Annotated in this window: 16 protein-coding genes; 11 read left to right on the top strand and 5 right to left on the bottom strand. The window is 66.4% G+C overall.

Annotation, left to right across the window (positions count from 1 at the left end; translation table 11 throughout):
- Positions 1–136: 136 nt before the first annotated feature.
- The 3 genes from ggt to ACIPUB_RS00890 all read right to left on the bottom strand — a co-directional run bounded on the left by ggt (position 137) and on the right by ACIPUB_RS00890 (position 4845).
- Complete coding sequence (ggt, locus tag ACIPUB_RS00900; protein WP_407605704.1) at positions 137–1960, bottom strand: gamma-glutamyltransferase; 1824 nt, start codon at positions 1958–1960, stop codon at positions 137–139.
- 407 nt (positions 1961–2367) lie between these two features.
- Positions 2368–3012 (bottom strand): Ltp family lipoprotein, encoded by a 645-nt coding sequence (locus ACIPUB_RS00895; RefSeq protein WP_407605703.1) that lies wholly within the window; start codon positions 3010–3012, stop codon positions 2368–2370.
- A gap of 621 nt (positions 3013–3633) precedes the next feature.
- Positions 3634–4845 carry a hypothetical protein gene (locus tag ACIPUB_RS00890; RefSeq protein WP_407605702.1) on the bottom strand — a complete coding sequence of 404 codons (1212 nt, stop codon included), beginning with the start codon at positions 4843–4845 and terminating at the stop codon, positions 3634–3636.
- A 118-nt stretch (positions 4846–4963) separates the two neighbouring features.
- Between ACIPUB_RS00890 and rimP the strand changes: the two genes are divergently transcribed.
- The 5 genes from rimP to rbfA all read left to right on the top strand — a co-directional run bounded on the left by rimP (position 4964) and on the right by rbfA (position 10679).
- Positions 4964–5542: a ribosome maturation factor RimP gene (gene rimP, locus ACIPUB_RS00885; protein ID WP_407605701.1), complete on the top strand. Its 579-nt coding sequence runs from the start codon at positions 4964–4966 to the stop codon at positions 5540–5542.
- 1 nt (position 5543) lies between these two features.
- Complete coding sequence (nusA, locus tag ACIPUB_RS00880; protein ID WP_264268057.1) at positions 5544–6518, top strand: transcription termination factor NusA; 975 nt, start codon at positions 5544–5546, stop codon at positions 6516–6518.
- 230 nt (positions 6519–6748) lie between these two features.
- Positions 6749–7078 (top strand): YlxR family protein, encoded by a 330-nt coding sequence (locus ACIPUB_RS00875; protein WP_264268056.1) that lies wholly within the window; start codon positions 6749–6751, stop codon positions 7076–7078.
- 161 nt (positions 7079–7239) lie between these two features.
- Complete coding sequence (gene infB, locus ACIPUB_RS00870; protein WP_407605700.1) at positions 7240–10128, top strand: translation initiation factor IF-2; 2889 nt, start codon at positions 7240–7242, stop codon at positions 10126–10128.
- Positions 10129–10244: 116 nt separating this feature from the next.
- Positions 10245–10679: a 30S ribosome-binding factor RbfA gene (rbfA, locus tag ACIPUB_RS00865; protein WP_264268054.1), complete on the top strand. Its 435-nt coding sequence runs from the start codon at positions 10245–10247 to the stop codon at positions 10677–10679.
- Between the two features lie 157 nt (positions 10680–10836).
- On the opposite strand, the gene ACIPUB_RS00860 is transcribed toward rbfA, so the two are convergent.
- A complete protein-coding gene (locus ACIPUB_RS00860; protein WP_407605699.1) occupies positions 10837–12273 on the bottom strand; it encodes an MFS transporter in 1437 nt (478 codons plus the stop codon).
- A gap of 143 nt (positions 12274–12416) precedes the next feature.
- Here ACIPUB_RS00860 and ACIPUB_RS00855 point away from each other — a divergent pair, with 143 nt between their 5' ends.
- The 4 genes from ACIPUB_RS00855 (at position 12417) to ACIPUB_RS00840 (ending at position 14790) form a co-directional block, all read left to right on the top strand.
- Positions 12417–12851: an OsmC family protein gene (locus ACIPUB_RS00855; RefSeq protein WP_407605698.1), complete on the top strand. Its 435-nt coding sequence runs from the start codon at positions 12417–12419 to the stop codon at positions 12849–12851.
- 117 nt (positions 12852–12968) lie between these two features.
- Positions 12969–13847 carry a tRNA pseudouridine(55) synthase TruB gene (gene truB, locus ACIPUB_RS00850; protein WP_407605738.1) on the top strand — a complete coding sequence of 293 codons (879 nt, stop codon included), beginning with the start codon at positions 12969–12971 and terminating at the stop codon, positions 13845–13847.
- 74 nt (positions 13848–13921) lie between these two features.
- Positions 13922–14296 (top strand): hypothetical protein, encoded by a 375-nt coding sequence (locus ACIPUB_RS00845; protein ID WP_407605697.1) that lies wholly within the window; start codon positions 13922–13924, stop codon positions 14294–14296.
- Entirely contained in the window at positions 14293–14790 is a 498-nt protein-coding gene (locus ACIPUB_RS00840; RefSeq protein ID WP_407605696.1) for a hypothetical protein, read from the top strand. The genes ACIPUB_RS00845 and ACIPUB_RS00840 overlap by 4 nt, the downstream gene beginning before the upstream one ends.
- Before the next feature lie 90 nt (positions 14791–14880).
- Here ACIPUB_RS00840 and ACIPUB_RS00835 read toward each other — a convergent pair whose 3' ends face one another.
- A complete protein-coding gene (locus tag ACIPUB_RS00835) occupies positions 14881–15495 on the bottom strand; it encodes a DUF937 domain-containing protein (RefSeq protein ID WP_407605695.1) in 615 nt (204 codons plus the stop codon).
- A gap of 176 nt (positions 15496–15671) precedes the next feature.
- On the opposite strand from ACIPUB_RS00835, the gene ACIPUB_RS00830 reads away from it, so the two are divergent.
- Together ACIPUB_RS00830 and ACIPUB_RS00825 are read left to right on the top strand one after the other, a co-directional pair.
- A complete protein-coding gene (locus ACIPUB_RS00830) occupies positions 15672–16619 on the top strand; it encodes a bifunctional riboflavin kinase/FAD synthetase (RefSeq protein ID WP_407605694.1) in 948 nt (315 codons plus the stop codon).
- Complete coding sequence (locus tag ACIPUB_RS00825) at positions 16612–17436, top strand: class I SAM-dependent methyltransferase (RefSeq protein ID WP_407605693.1); 825 nt, start codon at positions 16612–16614, stop codon at positions 17434–17436. The genes ACIPUB_RS00830 and ACIPUB_RS00825 overlap by 8 nt, the downstream gene beginning before the upstream one ends.
- Positions 17437–17523: the final 87 nt, after the last annotated feature.

Raw genomic sequence — 17523 nt, 5'->3', positions numbered from 1 at the left:
CCTGCGTCATGGGCCTCGCAGTTGCCCCCGGCCTTGGCCGGTGGAATGGCGCTGCTCCGCCGAAAGCCGGACCTGGAAATCCAGTGTCGGCCTTCGACGGAGCAGCGCACCGTTGGGTTGGGCCCTGCCCGCGTGGCTAACGCTTCGGCTTGAGCACCATGGCCGAGCCGCCGCCGCGACGCGTCGGTTCTGCCGCCGCCGTCATCGTTCCATCAGGACCGAACTCGATTGCCTCGAGCGCGCCGATCTCCGCCTGCGGTGTAAACGAATCGCCCGAGGCGACGAACTCATGACCGAAGGCTTCCAACCCGGCCCCCTGGGATTCGATGAACTCCGGTTCGGCAGTGACCTTGGCCGAATTGCGCTGCGAGGCACGCGGTGCTGCAATCGCCTCGGGCAGGCTCATGCCAAGGTCCACGCGGTTGACCAGGGTCTGCAACACCGTGGTGATGATGGTCGAACCGCCCGGCGAACCCAGGGCCAACAGGGGCTCGCCGTCGGAGAGGACGATGGTCGGGGCCATCGACGAGCGCGGACGCTTGCCCGGTTCGATCCGGTTGGGGTCGGCCGGGTCGTAGACCGTGGAGAAATCGGTCAACTCGTTGTTCAGGAGGAAGCCGCGGTCCGGAACGACGATGCCCGATCCGCCGGTCTGCTCGATGGTCAGCGTGTAGGAAACCACATTGCCCTGGGCATCGGCCACGGACAGGTGGGTCGTGGAGATGTTCTCGGTGTCTGTTTCCTCCGCCGGTGCAGCGGTGGCAGCCGGGCAGAGACCGTCGTAGTCGGTGACATCGCCGGGGGTAACGGGCTTGGTGGCAGCCTGCTCCGGGTCCAGCGCGCAGGCGCGCTCGGCGCCGAAGAGCGCATCGGTCAAGGTGCTGGTGGGAACGTCCACGAACGCCGGGTCCCCGAGGTACTTTCCGCGGTCGGCATAGGCCAGCGCGCTGGCCTCGAGGTAGTGGTGGATGGCGGCGGGGCCTTCCATGGCGGAGAGGTCGTAGTTTTCCAGGATGTTCAGGGCTTCGCCGATGGTGGTTCCGCCGCTGCTGGAGGGAGCCATGCCGAAGACCTCCAGCCCGCGGTAGTCCACCTTGGTGGGAGCCTGGTCGATCACGACGTAGTCGGCAAGGTCCTGTGTGCTCAGGTGGCCAACCGGCACGGGAAGCTCGGTGTCATCGGAGATCGGCGGGGCCTGGACGGCCTCGGCGATGTCCTCGGCCAGCGTCCCGTTATAGAAGGCCTCGATACCGTCGCGGGCCAACAGTCGGTAGGTACGGGCGAGGTCCGGGTTCTTGATGATGCTGCCGACCTCAGGGGCATCGCCCCCGGGCAGGTAGAGCTCGCTGGTGGAATCGAACGCGGCGAAGCGCTCCTTGTTGTCCAGCGTTTGTTCGCGGAATGTCTCATCCACGACGAAGCCGCGGGTGGCTGCCTTGATGGCAGGCTGCAAGGCCTGCCCGAGGCTGAGGGACCCCCACTTTTCCAGTGCCCGCTGCCAGGTCGCTGCCGTGCCGGGAACTCCCACGGATACGCCGCTGGTCACCAGTTCGGGGGTGAACGGGTAGGGTTCGCCGGTCTCGGGATCGATGAACGCGTCCGTCGGCATGTTCGCCGGAGCGGTTTCGCGTCCGTCAATGGTGCTGACTTTTCCCGATGCGGCGTCGTAGTAGAGGAAATACCCGCCTCCGCCAATGCCGGCGCTGTAGGGTTCGGTGACGCCCAGGGTGGCCGCCGCGGCGACGGCGGCGTCCACCGCGTTGCCACCCTTGCGCAGCACGGCGACGGCGGCCGCCGAAGCCTCGGCATCGACGGTGCTCACCGCCCCTCCGGTGCCGGTGGCGGTGGCCTGTTTTTCGGTTTGCCGCGGTTCCGCGACGGCGGGGGCGGCAGTGATCGCTCCGGCGACCAGCGTGAGTGCCGCGGCGCAGGCCGAGGCATGAATGAATCTGCGTGACACAGGGGTTCTCCTTGATGGCTGTGCGAGTGGGACACTGCCAACGTATGGGCGCGGCAACCGTCAGGCCTTCCGTGACACGCCTCACATGGGGGTTTGGTTTGGGAAGTGCCCTCCTGCCCGTGGCATGGTCAGCGGAATCGGAAAGGCGCCAAGAGTCCCGCTGGCTTGGGGCGATTCCAAGTGTCGTCAGGCTGCTCATCGGCCACGGCCAAGAATTGCTGTTCCCGGCCGTCTATCCAACGCCGATAGCGATCGACGCTCCGAACCGGGCGGCTAGGCGAAGCCTGTCATGCCGGTTCCGGCATGACAGGCTTCAGGCAATTGCCGATTGGGACGGCGCAACCATGAGGAGTCCCGAGACAGCGGACTGCGACATTTGGCGTAGGAACCTACTGTCGGTCAGAGAGCTAGAGACCGGTCTTGCCCACGCCGTACTCTGCCTGCTTCTTCGTGTAACCCTCGTAAATGAGCTGTTCAATCAATCCCTTGCGCGAGAAGGCGGTGAATTCAAGGTATTGTTCGGCGGACTTGGCAGCCTGTTCATACCAGTCAACCGTCACACGGTCGACCGCCCACGTTGCATCTTTGGTTGAGTAATCCTCGAACTCCAATTGCGAAATCAGTCCGGTGCGCGAGAATGCCGAGAATCCGAGGTAGTTCTCCGCGGACCGAAGCGCGTTCTGCTGACTGAGCGTTCCAGCTTCGGCTTCTGCCTTCGCTCCGGCCTCCGCCTCGGCCTTGGCACTGGCTTCCGCCTCAGCGTCTGCTTCTGCCTTGGCGCTGGCTTCGGCCGCAGCCGCGGCTTTTACCTTGGCATCTGCTTCGGCCTTGGCGCTGGCCTCCGCCTCGACTTCCGCCTTGGCGCTGGCTGAGGCGTCGGCGGAGGACACTACGGGTGCCGCTGCGGCTGTCTCGCTGGGAGACGAGACTGCCGATTCCGTGGATGTCGGGGCGGAGGACGGTTGCTCGTCGCTGCCACCACAGGAGCCAATGATGATCGAGAGCACGACGAGACCGGCGACGCCGATCCCAATTTTCTTGCCCCGGCTCATTGGCCTCTTCGGTTCCTGGTTCCCGGGGACCGAAAATCCTGCGAGTGGTGGACGGCCGCCTGCGGATCCGGTGGAAGATGAGGCATGCGCTCCAGCCGCGATGAGTGCGGGCTCACCGGGCATCACTGACATGTACAGATACGGGTTGGCGGAGAACTCTTCCGGCGGCAAGGCCGGGTGGCCATTCTCCGAGTGAACCCACATGGGCCAGCCGGCTGGCGGGGCGCCCCACGAAGTTTCCGGCACCCACGACGGTGTGGGTTGGAAACCGGCAGGAAGGTGTTGCAGCCAAAGCGGTGGCGTATTGAAACGAACAGACATGATTCCCCCTAGTGACGATTGCGAATCGGAACTCCCAAACTTCCCCCGGCAGCCCCTACGCAGATCGTAGCCAGAGGCACAGACGATTTGAGATTTGAAGAATCAAAGCACTACTTTGGTGCTGAGGCGGACTTTTCAGCCCCCGTCCTACTCGGTGCCACGGATGGCCACGAACGTCATTGGTCAGCCCCGAATCTCTTCCGGCATCGCCGTTTCAGGCCCGATGAGATACAGATCCAAACGAGGCAGCCGGAGTCCCGTGCGGACCCCCTTGGGGGTAAAACGGTGTGCCCCTGGACGCTACCCGGCCGAAGGAGCGGGGGATGGGGACGTAGTGCCCTCGACCTGGGTGAAGTCCGGTGCGACGCCGGTGACCTGGCGGGCGTGTAGCGCTTGGGCCCAGGCGGCCTTCAACAGGTAGGCCCGGGAATCCCCTGCCTGGGTCGCGGCGGCGTCCCGTAACAGCAAGGCCAATTGTGCCTCGCCGCTGCGTGCCGCATCCATGGGGTTCTGCGCTGCGTCGGCCGGCAGCTGGTAGGCGGGCTGCCGCAGGGGTTCGCAGTCGAGCTCTTCGGCGAACTGGCCTTCCACGGCCTGCGCGAAGTCCACCAGCAACCCGGACCTGTCCCAGGCGGCGGTGCGCAGACCGGCGCTGGTCCGTGCCCCGGCAACGTCGTAGGCGTAGCCCATCCGATAGGCGGCGTCGGCTACCTTGCCCAGCAACTGGCCGGAGTCCGGTGCCTCGGGATTCGACGGTGCGGGGGAGGGGCAGGCGGAGACGGCGAATCCGGGCATCGTCGCCAAGGCGGCGCGACTGGTGGTGGCGCCGTCGGCGGCCGGCGCGGATTCGGTGGAAGAATCCTTCGTTGCCGTCGCAGCCGCTGCGGACTCTTCGGCGGCGCCGGGAGCGGGGAGGGCATCGAGGGCCGCCTGCGTTGCCCCGGAGGCTGCGAGCACGGTGCGGGCCTGGACCAACAGCTCAATGCCGGCCCCGGAAAGCCTGCGGGCTTCCTGTTCGGGCGCCCCCAGCGACTGGGTCAGCAGGGCGTTGCCCGTCTGCGCCAGGCGCCGGGAAAAATCGGCGGCATCCAGCGGGACAGCAGCCGGATCGGCCGCGGAGGCTTCCGTTGCGTCACCCTCGGCGCCGGCCTGCGAGGCCGCCGGGATCCCGGGTGTGAGTAAGTCGACATGCTCCGCCAGCATGGTGCGCGTGCCCTGCAGCGCGGTGGCCAACTTTGCGGTTCCGGAGGACGCCGGGATGGCCGTCATGTTCTCCAGCGCATCAAGCAGGACGGGCAGGTCCGCGGCCGGATCGGGGGCCGCCTCGATGACCGGCTCGGTGCCCAGGATCGCCTGCCATGTAGGGGAATCACGGTTCAGATAGACCGCCGTGCCGAGCGTTCCGGCGGCCACGGCAAGCATCGCCGCCAAGGCCACCAGGAGCCGCCGGGCGGCACCGCGGCGGGGTCGGCGGGAAACGCGATCACTGGGGTCAATTGGGTGCTGATCCATCACCTTGATCATCCCATGGACCCGGCCGTGGGCATGCCCGTGATGAATCGGGCAGACGGATGACCCCAAAAGTCGCTACCCTAGGATTCACAACATCGAATAATGTGGGAGGACTTTCATGACCGGCAAGCCGGCAGACATCCAGCTCGAGGCGGCCCGCCTCACCGAACTACTGGAGCCCACCGTTGCCTCCCACCAATTGGTGCTTGAAGAAGTCGAGGTCCGCCGTGCCGGGGACCAGCGCATCGTGCACGTGGTGGTCGACGTTACCGAAGGCACCGAGGGCATCCTGCTCGACCAGGTGGCCGAGGTCTCCCGCTCCATTTCCGAGGCCCTGGACAAGGACCCGCACGACACCGCCGACCCCTACGAGCTCGAGGTCTCCTCTCCGGGCACCTCCCGCCCGCTGACCCTGCCGCGCCACTGGCACCGCAATGTCGGGCGCATGGTGAAGGTCAACGTGATTGGCGAGGACAACCTGCTCGGACGCCTCACGGAGGTCACCGAAACGGGAATCACCATCGTCCCGGAGATCACCGTGAAGAAGGGCATGAAGCCCAAGGTCGGCGAACCACGCACCATTGAATTTGGATCGATCCGCCGCGGCAACGTCGAGGTGGAGTTTGCCCGTGCCGAGAGCGCGGACCTGACTGAATTAGAACTTGACGACGAAGACGACGAAAACGTGGAGGCCTGAGTTGGACATTGATATGAGCGCGCTGCGCATGCTCGAAAAAGAACGCGAAATCCCGCTCGAGGTGCTGATCCCCACCATTGAGCAGGCACTGCTCATTGCCTACCAGAAGTCCCCGGGCGCGATGCCGCAGGCACGCGCCGAGGTCGACCGCCGCAACGGCCACGTGACGATCTTCGCCACCGAGACCGAGGAAGACGGCACGGTCATCGGCGAGTTCGACGACACCCCCACCGGGTTCGGCCGCATTGCGGCCTCCACTGCACGCCAGATCATCCTGCAGCGCCTGCGCGATGCCGAGGACGACAACGTCGTGGGCGAGTTCAAGAACAAGATCGGCGAGATCGTCTCCGGACAGATCCAGCAGGGCAACAACCCGATCATGATCCAGGTGAATCTGGGCACCGTCGAGGCCCTGCTGCCGCCGCCGGAGCAGGTGCCGGGGGAGAAGTACACCCACGGCAACCGCATCCGCTGCTACGTGGTGGACGTCAACCGCGGCCCCAAGGGCCCGGCCGTCACGCTGTCGCGTTCGCACCCGAACCTGGTGCGCCGCCTCTTCGAGCTTGAGGTACCGGAGATCGCCGACGGAGCCGTGGAAATCATCGCCCTGGCCCGCGAAGCCGGACACCGCACCAAGATCGCCGTGCAGGGCAACATCCCGGGCGTCAACGCCAAGGGTGCCTGCATCGGCGAGATGGGTTCGCGCGTGCGGGCAGTCATGAACGAGTTGGGCGAGGAGAAGATCGACATCGTCGACTTCAACGAGGACCCGGCGAAGTTCATCGCCTCGGCCCTCTCCCCGTCGAAGGTCGTCTCGGTGACCATCACCGACGAGGCAACCCGTTCGGCGCGCGTCGTGGTTCCCGACTACCAGCTTTCGCTGGCCATCGGCAAGGAAGGGCAGAACGCCCGACTGGCTGCCAAGCTCACCGGCTGGCGCATCGACATCATCTCGGACGCGGTCGACGCCAAGTAGTCGCACCCCCCCGCAACAGGGCCGTCGCGCCCGTGGACTTTCGGCACCGCCTGGGTGTCAAAAGGCCGCGGGCCGACGGCCTTTTGCTTCCCGGTTCCCGGCCCCGCAGGCCCGACCCGGGAGCCGGTCCCTAGTGTTCCACGGCACGCTCCACGGATTGACGAAACGCGCTAGACTTGTCTGTGGTCCACTATGCATCGTGGTAAATCAATGTCGGAAGAAGAACCAACGTGTCATTGCAGCAACAGCCGCAGCGCACGTGCATTGGTTGCCGCGTGGTGGCGGACCAGAACCAGCTGGAGCGCTGGGTGTTGAGGGCAAGGGACGGAAAATTCGTTCCGGTTCCCGATCCCACCCGGAGCTTCCCCGGTCGGGGTGCTTGGCTGCACCCCCATCCGGAATGTGCCCAACGCGCCGTGCAACGCGGGGCATTCGCACGGTCCTTTCGGACCAACGTGGATGTTTCCGCACTTGTGGCGGAGCAGCGGGCCAAGGCAAGGGCCCAACCTGGGAAACCTGCCTGTATAAACGTCCAACCTGAAAGCGGGTCAGAAATCTGATGGAAACCCGATGAGTTCCAAGCGATGAGCGCCTAACGATGACAAATCGGTTATGCGTCGCAGCGCCTGTGGCATCCGTTTTGGATGCTGGGCTAGACAGCAAACGTTGGTTCGTGCCAAAAACTTTTTAGAAGTGGTGCGGACCTTCAGACAGGAGAAATGTGGCTAAGGTCCGCGTACACGAGCTCGCCAAAGAGCTCGGAATCACTTCAAAGGATGCAGTTGCCAAACTGCAGGAAATGGGCGAATTCGTCCGTTCCGCATCCTCAACCATCGAGGCACCGGTAGTGCGCAAGCTGCGCTCCGCGTTCCCCGACGCTGCCCCGGCAGCTCCAAAGGCAGCACCCAAGGCAGCACCGGCAGCGAAGGCTCCGGCCGCAGCGCCTGCAGCCCCTGCCGTTTCCGCACCCAAGCCGGCCGGCACCACGCCGAGCCCGGCCCCTGCCGCTCCCGAGGCACCTGCTGCTTCGGCCCCGGCGGAGCCGGCCGCTCCGGCAGCCTCGGCTCCGGCCGCACCGCGTCCGGGTGCCAAGCCCGGCGCACCGCGTCCCGGCAACAACCCGTTCTCCTCCCAGCAGGGCATGCGCCCGGCCGGTGAGAACGCACGTCCCGAGCGCACCGAGCGTACTGACCGCCCCGAGCGTTCCGATCGTTCAGCAGCCCCGCGTCCGGGTGCCAAGCCCGGCGGACCGCGTCCGGGCAACAACCCGTTCGCATCCCAGCAGGGCATGCGCGCTGCCGGTCCCGGCGCCGGAGGCCCCCGTCCGGGCGGTCCCCGTCCCGGTGGCCCGCGTCCCGCAGCGGGTGCCGGTGGACCCCGTCCCGCAGCAGGTGCCGGCGGTCCCCGCCCGGCAGGTGCCGGTGGATCACGTCCGGGCGCACCGCGTCCGGCCGGTGCCCCCGGTGCAGGCCCGCGCACCCCGGGAGGCGCTCGCGCTACTCCCGGCATGATGCCCAACCGCACCGAACGTCCGGCTCCGGCCGGTGGACGTCCGGCAGCGGGCGGCCGCGGCGGTCCGGCACGTCCGGGCGGCGCCCCGGGCGCAGCTCCCGGTGCAGCCGGTGGCGGCGGCGGTTACAAGGGCGGCGGCGGTCCCAACCGCGGTCGCGGTGGAACCCAGGGTGCCTTCGGCAAGGGCGGCGCAGGCCGCGGCAAGCAGCGCAAGTCGAAGCGCGCCAAGCGCCAGGAACTTGAGCAGATGAGCGCTCCGTCGCTGGGCGGCGTGAGCGTGCCCCGCGGCAACGGAACCACCGAGATCCGTCTGCGTCGTGGTGCCTCGATCACCGACTTCGCCGACAAGATCAACGCCAACCCGGCAGCATTGGTCACCGTGCTCTTCCACCTGGGCGAAATGGCTACCGCCACCCAGTCCCTGGATGAGGCGACCTTTGACGTCTTGGGTGCCGAGCTCGGCTACGTTGTCACCGTCGTGTCCCCCGAGGACGAAGAGCGCGAATTGCTCGCCTCGTTCTCGATCGACTTTGACGCCGAGCTTGATGCCGAAACCGAAGACATGCTTGAGGCACGTCCGCCGGTGGTCACCATCATGGGTCACGTCGACCATGGTAAGACCCGCCTGCTCGATGCGATCCGCAAGTCCAACGTCATCGAGGGCGAAGCCGGCGGCATCACCCAGCACATCGGTGCGTACCAGATCCACCACATCCACGAAGACATCGATCGCGCGATCACCTTCATTGACACCCCGGGCCACGAGGCGTTCACCGCCATGCGTGCCCGTGGTGCCAAGGTCACCGACATCGCCGTGCTCGTGGTTGCAGCGGATGACGGCGTCATGCCGCAGACGGTTGAGGCGTTGAACCACGCCAAGGCCGCCGGCGTGCCGATCGTCGTCGCAGTGAACAAGGTCGACAAGGACGCGGCGAACCCTGACAAGGTCAAGGGCCAGCTGGCCGAATACGGCCTGGTTCCGGAGGAATACGGTGGCGACACCATGTTCATCCACGTATCCGCCCTGCAGAAGATGGGCATCGACGAACTGCTTGACGCAGTGCTGCTGACCGCCGACGCCGCGTTGGACATGCGTGCCAACCCGGACAAGGACGCTCGCGGCATCGCCATCGAAGCGAACCTCGACAAGGGCCGCGGTGCGGTTGCGACCGTGCTGGTCCAGTCCGGTACCCTGGCCGTCGGCGACACCATCGTTGCCGGCACCGCACACGGCCGTGTGCGTGCCATGTTCGACGAGAACGGCGACAACCTCGACGTCGCACTGCCCTCGCGCCCGGTCCAGGTCCTCGGCCTGTCCTCGGTGCCGCGTGCAGGCGACACCTTCCTGGTGACCGACGACGAGCGCACCGCTCGCCAAATCGCCGAGAAGCGCGAAGCAGCGGACCGCAACGCGGCCCTGGCTAAGCGTCGCAAGCGCATCACCCTGGAAGACTTCGACCAGGCTGTTGCCGACGGCAAGATCGACACCCTCAACCTCATCCTCAAGGGTGACGTTTCCGGTGCCGTGGAAGCCCTGGAAGACTCGCTGCTCAAGATCGACGTGGGAGAAGGCGTGCAGCTGCGCGTCATCCACCGCGGCGTGGGTGCGATCACCCAGAACGACGTCAACCTGGCGACCGTTGACAATGCCATCATCATTGGCTTCAACGTCAAGCCTGCCGAGCGCGTTGCAGACATGGCCGACAAGGAAGGCGTCGACATGCGCTTCTACTCGGTCATCTACGGCGCCATCGATGACATCGAGCTGGCTCTCAAGGGCATGCTCAAGCCGGAATACGAAGAGGCCCAGCTGGGCACCGCGGAGGTCCGCGAGGTCTTCCGTTCCTCGAAGTTCGGCAACATTGCCGGCTCCATCGTCCGCTCGGGCACCATCCGCCGAAACACCAAGGCACGCGTCCTGCGCGATGGCAAGGTCATCGGCGAGGGCCTGACCGTGGATTCGCTGAAGCGGTTCAAGGACGACGCCACCGAGGTCCGCGAGGGCTTCGAATGTGGTATCGGCCTGGGCTCGTTCAACGACGTCAAGGACGGCGACACGATCGAGACCTACGAGATGCGCGAAAAGCCGCGCGCTTAGTCATTATCAAGCGCTGCTAATCGACGGTGGGGGCCGCAACCGCATAAGGTTGCGGCTCCCCGCCGTCGAAGCGCATTAAGCGGCACCCTTGGCGGGTGCCGAGAAAAGGAGTGAACGTGGCTGACTCAGCTCGCGCCGCAAAACTGGCCCAACGCATCAAGGTGGTCGTAGCCCAGGCCCTGGGCAAGGCCGTCAAGGATCCACGCGTGGAGGCCATCACGGTCACCGATGCGCGCGTGACCAACGACCTGCAGCACGCAACCATCTACTACACGGTCTTCGGCGACGACGAAGCCAAGTCCGACGCGGCAGCCGCCCTGGAGAAGTCCAAGGGCGTCCTGCGCAAGGAGGTCGGCAAGAACGTGACCGTTCGCCTGACCCCGACCCTGGAATTCGTTGCCGACGAGATCCCTGTCAACGCCTCGAACCTCGAGGCGCTGCTGCGGGTGGCCAAGGCCAAGGACGCAGAGGTTGCAGCACTGGCCGCAGGCAAGAACTTCGCCGGCGACGCAGATCCGTACAAGCACGACGAGGAAGACGAAGACGCCTAGGTCCTCCGTCTCTTCCGCCCGGAGTCCCGGGCACAAGGAAACCCCGTGGCGGGTCCCTGTTTCGACAGGGTTCCCGCTGCGGGGTTTCCTTGTTGTGGCTACTTGATCCGGGCGGTCACCAGCGTTCCGGAGGGCATCAGTGCCTCGAAGTGCGATTTCACGTGTGGTGGAGTCCCGGAAGTGGCCCGTCCGGCACCACACGGTCATGGCAGGCGGCGGTGGCCTCGGGCGGAACGGGTGGGGCGCCGGCGGGCCTGGCATTGCTGATGCCCAGGGCCGAGACAATGCCGGAACCGATCATGAGCCACGCGGCCACCAATACGACACGGTGGAAAGCCGTGTAGTCCAGCACCGGACCGGCGATCAGGCCCACGGCGGCAATGGCCAGCAGCCCCGCCACCCGGGACACCGCATTGTTGATGGCCGAACCGATGCCGCTCTGCGCCGGATCGATCGCACCGAGGATGGCGGCGGTCAGCGGGGCAACGGTCACCGCGAGGCCAAGCCCGAACACCACGACACCGGGCAGGATCTGCCGCCAGTAGTCCAACGGGTCCTCGGCGGCGAGCATCAGCAGGAAGCCGATTCCTCCGATCACCGGTCCCGCGGACATGAACAGCCGTGGCCCGTACTTGCCCGACAACGTCCCAAAGAACGCGGACAGGGCCAGCGACATGAGTGTCAGCGGGATGGTTGCCATCCCCGCGGCAAACGCGGTGAAGCCCGCAGCCTCCTGCAGGAAGACCGGAATGATGAATGTCCCCAGCGTGATGCCGGCATAAAACGCCGCGGTGGACAGGTTCCCGATGCCGAAGTTCCGTTCCCGGAACAGATACAACGGCATCATCGGATGCGGGATCCTGGCCTCGCGCCGGATGAAAGCGGCAAGGCACGCCAGGCCCGCGATGAACGGCAGATAGACCATCGGATCTCCCCAGCCCCGCTCGTGCTGGAAGATCAAGGCAAACACGGTTCCGGCAAGCCCGAAGGCCGCCAACAGGGCGCCGGGGATGTCGATCGGCCTCCGGGCGCCATCCCCGGCAGGGTCGTGAAGCCTGGCCAGCAGGAGCATGGTGAGGGTGATCGGCAGGACGTTGATGGCGAACACCAGGCGCCAGGAGACGGTGTCCACCAGCAGCCCGCCAAGTAGCGGACCGGCAACAAACGCGGTGCCCGTCCACCCGGTCCAGTTCCCGATGGCCCGCGCCCGGGGTCCCTCCTGAAAGGTGGAGGTGATCAGGGCCAGCGAGCTGGGGACCAGCAGCGCTGCGGCGGCTCCCTGCAGCAGACGCGCGGCAATCAACACGGCCCCGGTCGGTGCCGCGGCACACAGGAGCGAAGCGATTCCGAAAAGGATCAGCCCGATCCGCAGGATCCGCACCCGCCCGAAAATGTCTGACAGGCTTCCGGCGACCATGATCAGCGAACCGAGGGTGAGCAGGTATCCGTCGAGTACCCATTGCTGGGTGGTGATGCCTCCGCCTAGCTCCCCGGCAATGGCAGGCAGGGCCACATTGACGATCGAGCCGTCCAGGAAGGCGACAAAGGACGCAAGGACGGCAACCCACAGCACGGTGCGCTCGTGCCCACTCATGATCTTCATCCCCCTTTGATTCCCCGGCATCCCTTGCCCCGACGGTAGGAGCCGGACCCAAGGCAAGTCAATGCCCCCGCTGGATCGACGGCGAGGCCGGCCAGCGCGACATTGCGGGCGGACCTTCATGCGAGGATGGTTTCATGAGCGAAAACAGCAAGGAACTTCGACAGATCAGCCTCGAACGGCTCTCCTCCATGCACTACCGCGCGACGAACCCCGAGGGAGCCTCCGTCGAGTTCGGGCAGGGCGAGGGGCTGATGACCCCGGTGGAGCTGCTGTTGGCGGCCATTGCCGGCTGTTCCTCGATCGACGTGGACGCTGCCACGACGCGCCGCACCGAACCGGAGCGCTTCATAGTGACTGCCCAGGGGGACAAGATTGTCGAGGACGGCGCTGGCCGGATGAACGATATCCGCATGTCCTTCGATTTGGCGTTCCCGGATTCGGAGGAAGGCCGCAAGGCCGCCGGCATGGTCGAGCGGATCGTGAAGCTCTCCCACGACAAGTACTGCACCGTCTCACGCACCGTCGAATTGGGTGCGGCTGTCACCAGCACCGTCGTGCAGCAGGACTAAGTCCGGGCGCGACACCAGGTATTGGCAGTGGCGTGGAACAAGGCAAGGCAAAAGCCCCCAGGGAACCGGCCTATACTGGAGGGCGTGAAAACAGCCGCTCAGAACCCCACGGAACCCATTGGCTCAGGCCTGGTCATTGTCGACAAACCGCAGGGCTGGACGAGCCACGATGTGGTGGGCCGTACGCGCCGCCTGGCCGGCACCCGCAAGGTCGGGCACGCGGGCACGCTGGACCCGATGGCCACCGGCGTGCTGGTGCTGGGCATCAACAAGGCCACCCGCCTGCTGACCTACATCGTGGGCGCCAACAAGACCTACACCGCCACCATCCGCCTGGGCGAGTCGACAGTCACCGACGACGCCGAGGGCGAGATCGTGCAGGTGCGGATCGCCGCTGCCGTCACCGAGGCCGCGATCCGCGACTCCATTGCCAAGCTCACCGGCCCCATTGAGCAGGTGCCCTCCTCGGTCAGTGCCATCAAGGTCAATGGCGAGCGCGCCTATGCCCGGGTGCGCGCCGGGGAAGACGTGAAGCTGGCCTCCCGCCCGGTCACCATCCACCGCTTCGAGGTGCACGACATCCGCCGCGAACGCGGCGGCAAGGTGCTGGACATCGACGTGACCGTCGAATGCTCCTCGGGCACCTACATCCGGGCGCTGGCCCGCGACCTGGGCGAGGACCTGGCGGTGGGCGGACACCTGACCGCGCTGCGACGCACCGAGGTCGGGCCCTACACGCTGGAACGGGCGCGCACGCTGGAGCAGCTGGCCAAGGACTTCGAGTACCTGCCCCTGGAAAAGGCCGCCGATGCGCTCTTCACCCGGCGCGACCTCACCGAGCTCGAGCGCTCCGAGCTCTCCTTCGGCCGGAGGATCGGCCTGAACGAGACCGAGGACGTGACCGCGGCGTTTGCTCCGGACGGAACCCTGGTGGCCCTGCTGAAGAACAAGGGCGAGAACGCCAAGCCCGAACTGGTGTTTGCCACCGCATCCTAGGTGCCGACGCACCGGAATGCACCGGTGGCCAGGGTATTGGATGAACGAATATCTTCTAAGGAGTAACTTCCGCCGTGATCGTTGACGGATTCTTTATTGCCGGGGCCATCCTGTGTGCCGTGGCCGTGCTGCTCGGCGTGGTGGCAACCATCATCCGCACCTACCCGGACGACTTTGCCCTGGTGTCGGTGGCGCTGCTGGAGTTGTTCCTGGTGGTCTACGGGATCGCCGCGGCCATCCGACAGGCCGGGGGACAGCCGATCAGCGGGGAACCGTGGGAGTTCTGGGGCTACCTGCTCACGGCGCTGCTGATACCGGCGCTCGCGTTCATCTGGGCGGTGACCGACAAATCGCGGTACTCGAACACGGTGTTGGCAGTCTCCGGGGCGATCGTCTTTGTCATGCTGTACAGGATGGAACAAATTTGGGACGGAGCACTGCCGGCATGAGCGAGCAGGGAAAGAACACGGTGAAGCGTTCGCGCATCGCCGACGCCGCAACACGCGGCGGAAAAAAGGCCGGCCGGTCCAACGGCGGGCGCAGCTCGGGGCTGGGACGGATCATCATTGCCGTGTACGGGGTGCTGGCGCTTTCGGCCACGGTCCGGGCCGTTTACCAGATCATGCAGGACTTCTCCGCTGCTCCTCTGGCCTACCTGCTCAGCGCCCTGGCCGGGCTGGTCTACATCGTGGCGACCCTCGCGATGGCCTCGAAGAAGCCGGGCAGCTGGAGGCTGTCGTGGTACGCGGTGCTCTTTGAGCTCATCGGCGTGCTGGTGGTCGGGACGCTGAGCTTCGTCCTGCCGAGCCTCTTTGCCCACCCCGCCGTATGGTCCCACTTCGGTTCCGGCTACGGCTACGTGCCGCTGGGCCTGCCGCTGATCGGCCTGTGGTGGCTGGCGCGCCACCGCATGAACGGCGGGCAGGCGCAGCCCGCGGCCTAGTTCCACACCGACGCGAGGAGCCGGAGTTCCCGCGCCCCGCCCATGGGGCAGGGCGCGGGAACTCTGGCTCCCGTGTTTGTGGAGACCGGGCTACTTTTTGCCGAAGAGCCCGCCGAGGATTCCACCGAGGTCCAGGCCTCCGGCAGCCTGGCCCTGCTGGGGCTGCTGTTGCTGCGAGTTTCCGCCGCCGATCAGTCCGCCCAGGATCCCGCCGAGGTCAAGTCCGCCGGGCTGTTGTCCTGCGGCCCCGCCTTGGCCGCCCAGTAGCCCTCCGAGCATGCCGCCCAGCCCGCCCTGCGAGGAGGACAGCTTCTTGGCCAGATACGACATGACGATCGGGGCCAGGATCGGCAACGCCTTTTGCACCAGCGATCCCAGGTCGACTCCGCCCGGTGCTGCGCCGTTGAGCTGTGCGGCAAGAGCCGGCTGGTTCTCTCCCAGAGCGTGCTGCACGATCTTTTGGCCGTCCGCGGTGTCAACGGCGTCGATGTCGACCCCGCCGTCCAGGAATGTCGCGTCGTGCTGCTTGATGGCCGAAGCCAATGCATCCTCGCCCTCGGGGGAGGCGGCATTGTTTTGCAGCCCGGCCAGCAGCGAGGGAAGTGCCGTGGCTGCCGTGGCGCGGGCGGTGTCGCGATCGACGCCCAGCTTCGCGCCGAGCTGGTCAAGGGGGATCATGTCAAGCAGTTCATTCAAGTCGGCCATCAGGGCTCCTTTGCCAAACGGGCCGGTCGGATTTGCGGCCACGCGCCCATCCTATGGCCCACGCCACGTCAATGGGCGCATGGGGGACACAGGAATCGGCACTTGGCGTATTTGTCGTTCATAATGGTTATGGCCGGTCTCAACGCGGCCGCCCGGATGACCAGCGAAGGAGCAACGTGCACTATTGGAAAGGCCTCGAAGCCGTACCGCCCGGCATCGGCCCCTCGGTAGTGACCATCGGCAACTTCGACGGCGTCCACCGCGGGCACCGCGAGGTACTCGCCGCCGTCGTGGCCACCGCCCGGGATCGCAAGGCCAAGGCCGTTGCCATCAGTTTTGACCCGCACCCGTCCCAGGTGCACCGCCCCGACGACGCCCCCGAACTCATCATGGGACTCGAGGATCGCATCGAGACCCTCGCCGAGGAGGGCCTCGACGGACTGCTCATGATCCGCTACACCCTGGACTTTGCCCGCGCCACCGCCGAGGAATTCGTCGCCAAGGTCATTGTTGGCGCGCTTAATGCCTGCACCGTGGTGGTTGGCCACGACGTGCGCTTCGGCCGCGACAACACCGGGGACTTCGACACCATGGTCGAACTCGGCAAGCAGTACGCCTTTGACGTCGTCGGCGTCGAGGACGTGGGGGAGCACCGCCGGTGGTCTTCGACCTGGGTGCGCGAGGCGCTGAACCGCGGGGAAGTTGCCACCGCCGCCCAGATCCTTGGCCGCCCGCACCGGATGCGCGGCGAGGTCGTGCACGGGGCCGCGCGCGGCCGCGAACTCGGATTCCCCACCGCAAACCTTGACCCCTCGGCCTCGGGCATCATCCCCGCCGACGGCGTGTACGCCGGATGGCTGGTCGATGAGGCCCAGGTGCGCTGGCCCGCCGCCATCTCCGTGGGATCGAACCCGACCTTCGAGGGCGTCAGCCGCCAGGTGGAGGCCCACGTGATCGACCGCCCGGCCGAGGGCGTGGAGGACTTTGACCTGTACGGGCAGCAGGTCGCGGTGGAGTTCGTCGAGCACCTGCGACCGATGGTGGCCTACCGCGGCATCGAGGCACTGATCGAACAGATGCGTGAGGACGTGGCACGCACCCGTACCGTCCTGCTTGATGCCTGATTCGGGCCCCGGGCCAACCGGGCCAACCGGGGCAACCCCGCGGCCGGTCCCCGGGTTGCCGGCCCGCGCCTTCACGATGGATGCCAAGCGGCGCCGGGAACTGGCCAGGGCGTTCAAGGCCGGCGGAGCGCACTACGACGCCGTGCGCCCGTCCTACCCGGATGCCGCCTTGGACTTCATGGTGCCGCCGGCCGCGCGCGATGCCGTGGACGTGGGGGCCGGCACCGGGATCTTCACCGCGCAGCTGCTGGGCCGCGGCCTGAAGGTCGGCGCGGTGGAACCCTCCGAGGACATGCTTGCCGTGCTGCGCGAACGGCTGCCCGAGGTTGACGCCGTCCCCGGCACCGGGGAAGAGACGGGGCTGGATGAATCCAGTGCGGATGTCATCACCTATGCCCAGGCCTGGCACTGGGTTGACCCGAAGGCCGCCAGCGCCGAGGCCTCCCGGTTGCTGCGCCCCAACGGCCAGCTCGCCTTGGTCTGGAACCAACTCGATGTCTCGGTGCCCTGGGTCCACCGATTGGCACGGATCATGCATGCCGGGGATGTGCACCGCCCCGACTTCGTACCTCCTCTGGGTCCCGAGTTCCATGCACCCGAATCCGGGGCCTGGACCTGGGAACAGGCATTGACCCCGGAGCAGGTCATTGCGTTGGCCAAGTCCCGCAGCTACTACCTGCGCGCCGGGGCGGCGACGCGGGCCCGCGTGGAACACAACCTGACGTGGTATCTCTTCGACCACCTCGGGCATGTCTCCGGTGTGCCCTTTGGCCTGCCGTACCTGACCCACGCGTGGCGAGCCCGCCTTCGCGCCTGAGGTTCAAGCACGAAGACGGACACCAGCACTCATGTGGCTTGGGTCGCAAGGGTGCCGAGGGCGGGCATCCGTTTGCTAGACTTATCT

The sequence above is a fragment of the Paeniglutamicibacter sp. ORCA_105 genome (assembly GCF_045798545.1).
Classification (GTDB): Bacteria; Actinomycetota; Actinomycetes; order Actinomycetales; family Micrococcaceae; genus Paeniglutamicibacter; species Paeniglutamicibacter sulfureus.
The sequence above is the reverse complement of the archived record's forward strand: the minus strand, read 5'-3'. Positions and strand labels throughout refer to the sequence as shown.

Coding starts and splice junctions, on each gene's coding strand:
- ACIPUB_RS00855 (WP_407605698.1), top strand. CDS start 12,417: ATGAGCGAAAACAGCAAGGAACTTCGACAGATCAGCCTCGAACGGCTC.
- ACIPUB_RS00835 (WP_407605695.1), bottom strand. CDS start 15,495: ATGGCCGACTTGAATGAACTGCTTGACATGATCCCCCTTGACCAGCTC.
- ACIPUB_RS00895 (WP_407605703.1), bottom strand. CDS start 3,012: ATGAGCCGGGGCAAGAAAATTGGGATCGGCGTCGCCGGTCTCGTCGTG.
- ACIPUB_RS00825 (WP_407605693.1), top strand. CDS start 16,612: ATGCCTGATTCGGGCCCCGGGCCAACCGGGCCAACCGGGGCAACCCCG.
- ACIPUB_RS00860 (WP_407605699.1), bottom strand. CDS start 12,273: ATGAGTGGGCACGAGCGCACCGTGCTGTGGGTTGCCGTCCTTGCGTCC.
- rimP (WP_407605701.1), top strand. CDS start 4,964: ATGACCGGCAAGCCGGCAGACATCCAGCTCGAGGCGGCCCGCCTCACC.
- ACIPUB_RS00840 (WP_407605696.1), top strand. CDS start 14,293: ATGAGCGAGCAGGGAAAGAACACGGTGAAGCGTTCGCGCATCGCCGAC.
- ACIPUB_RS00890 (WP_407605702.1), bottom strand. CDS start 4,845: ATGGATCAGCACCCAATTGACCCCAGTGATCGCGTTTCCCGCCGACCC.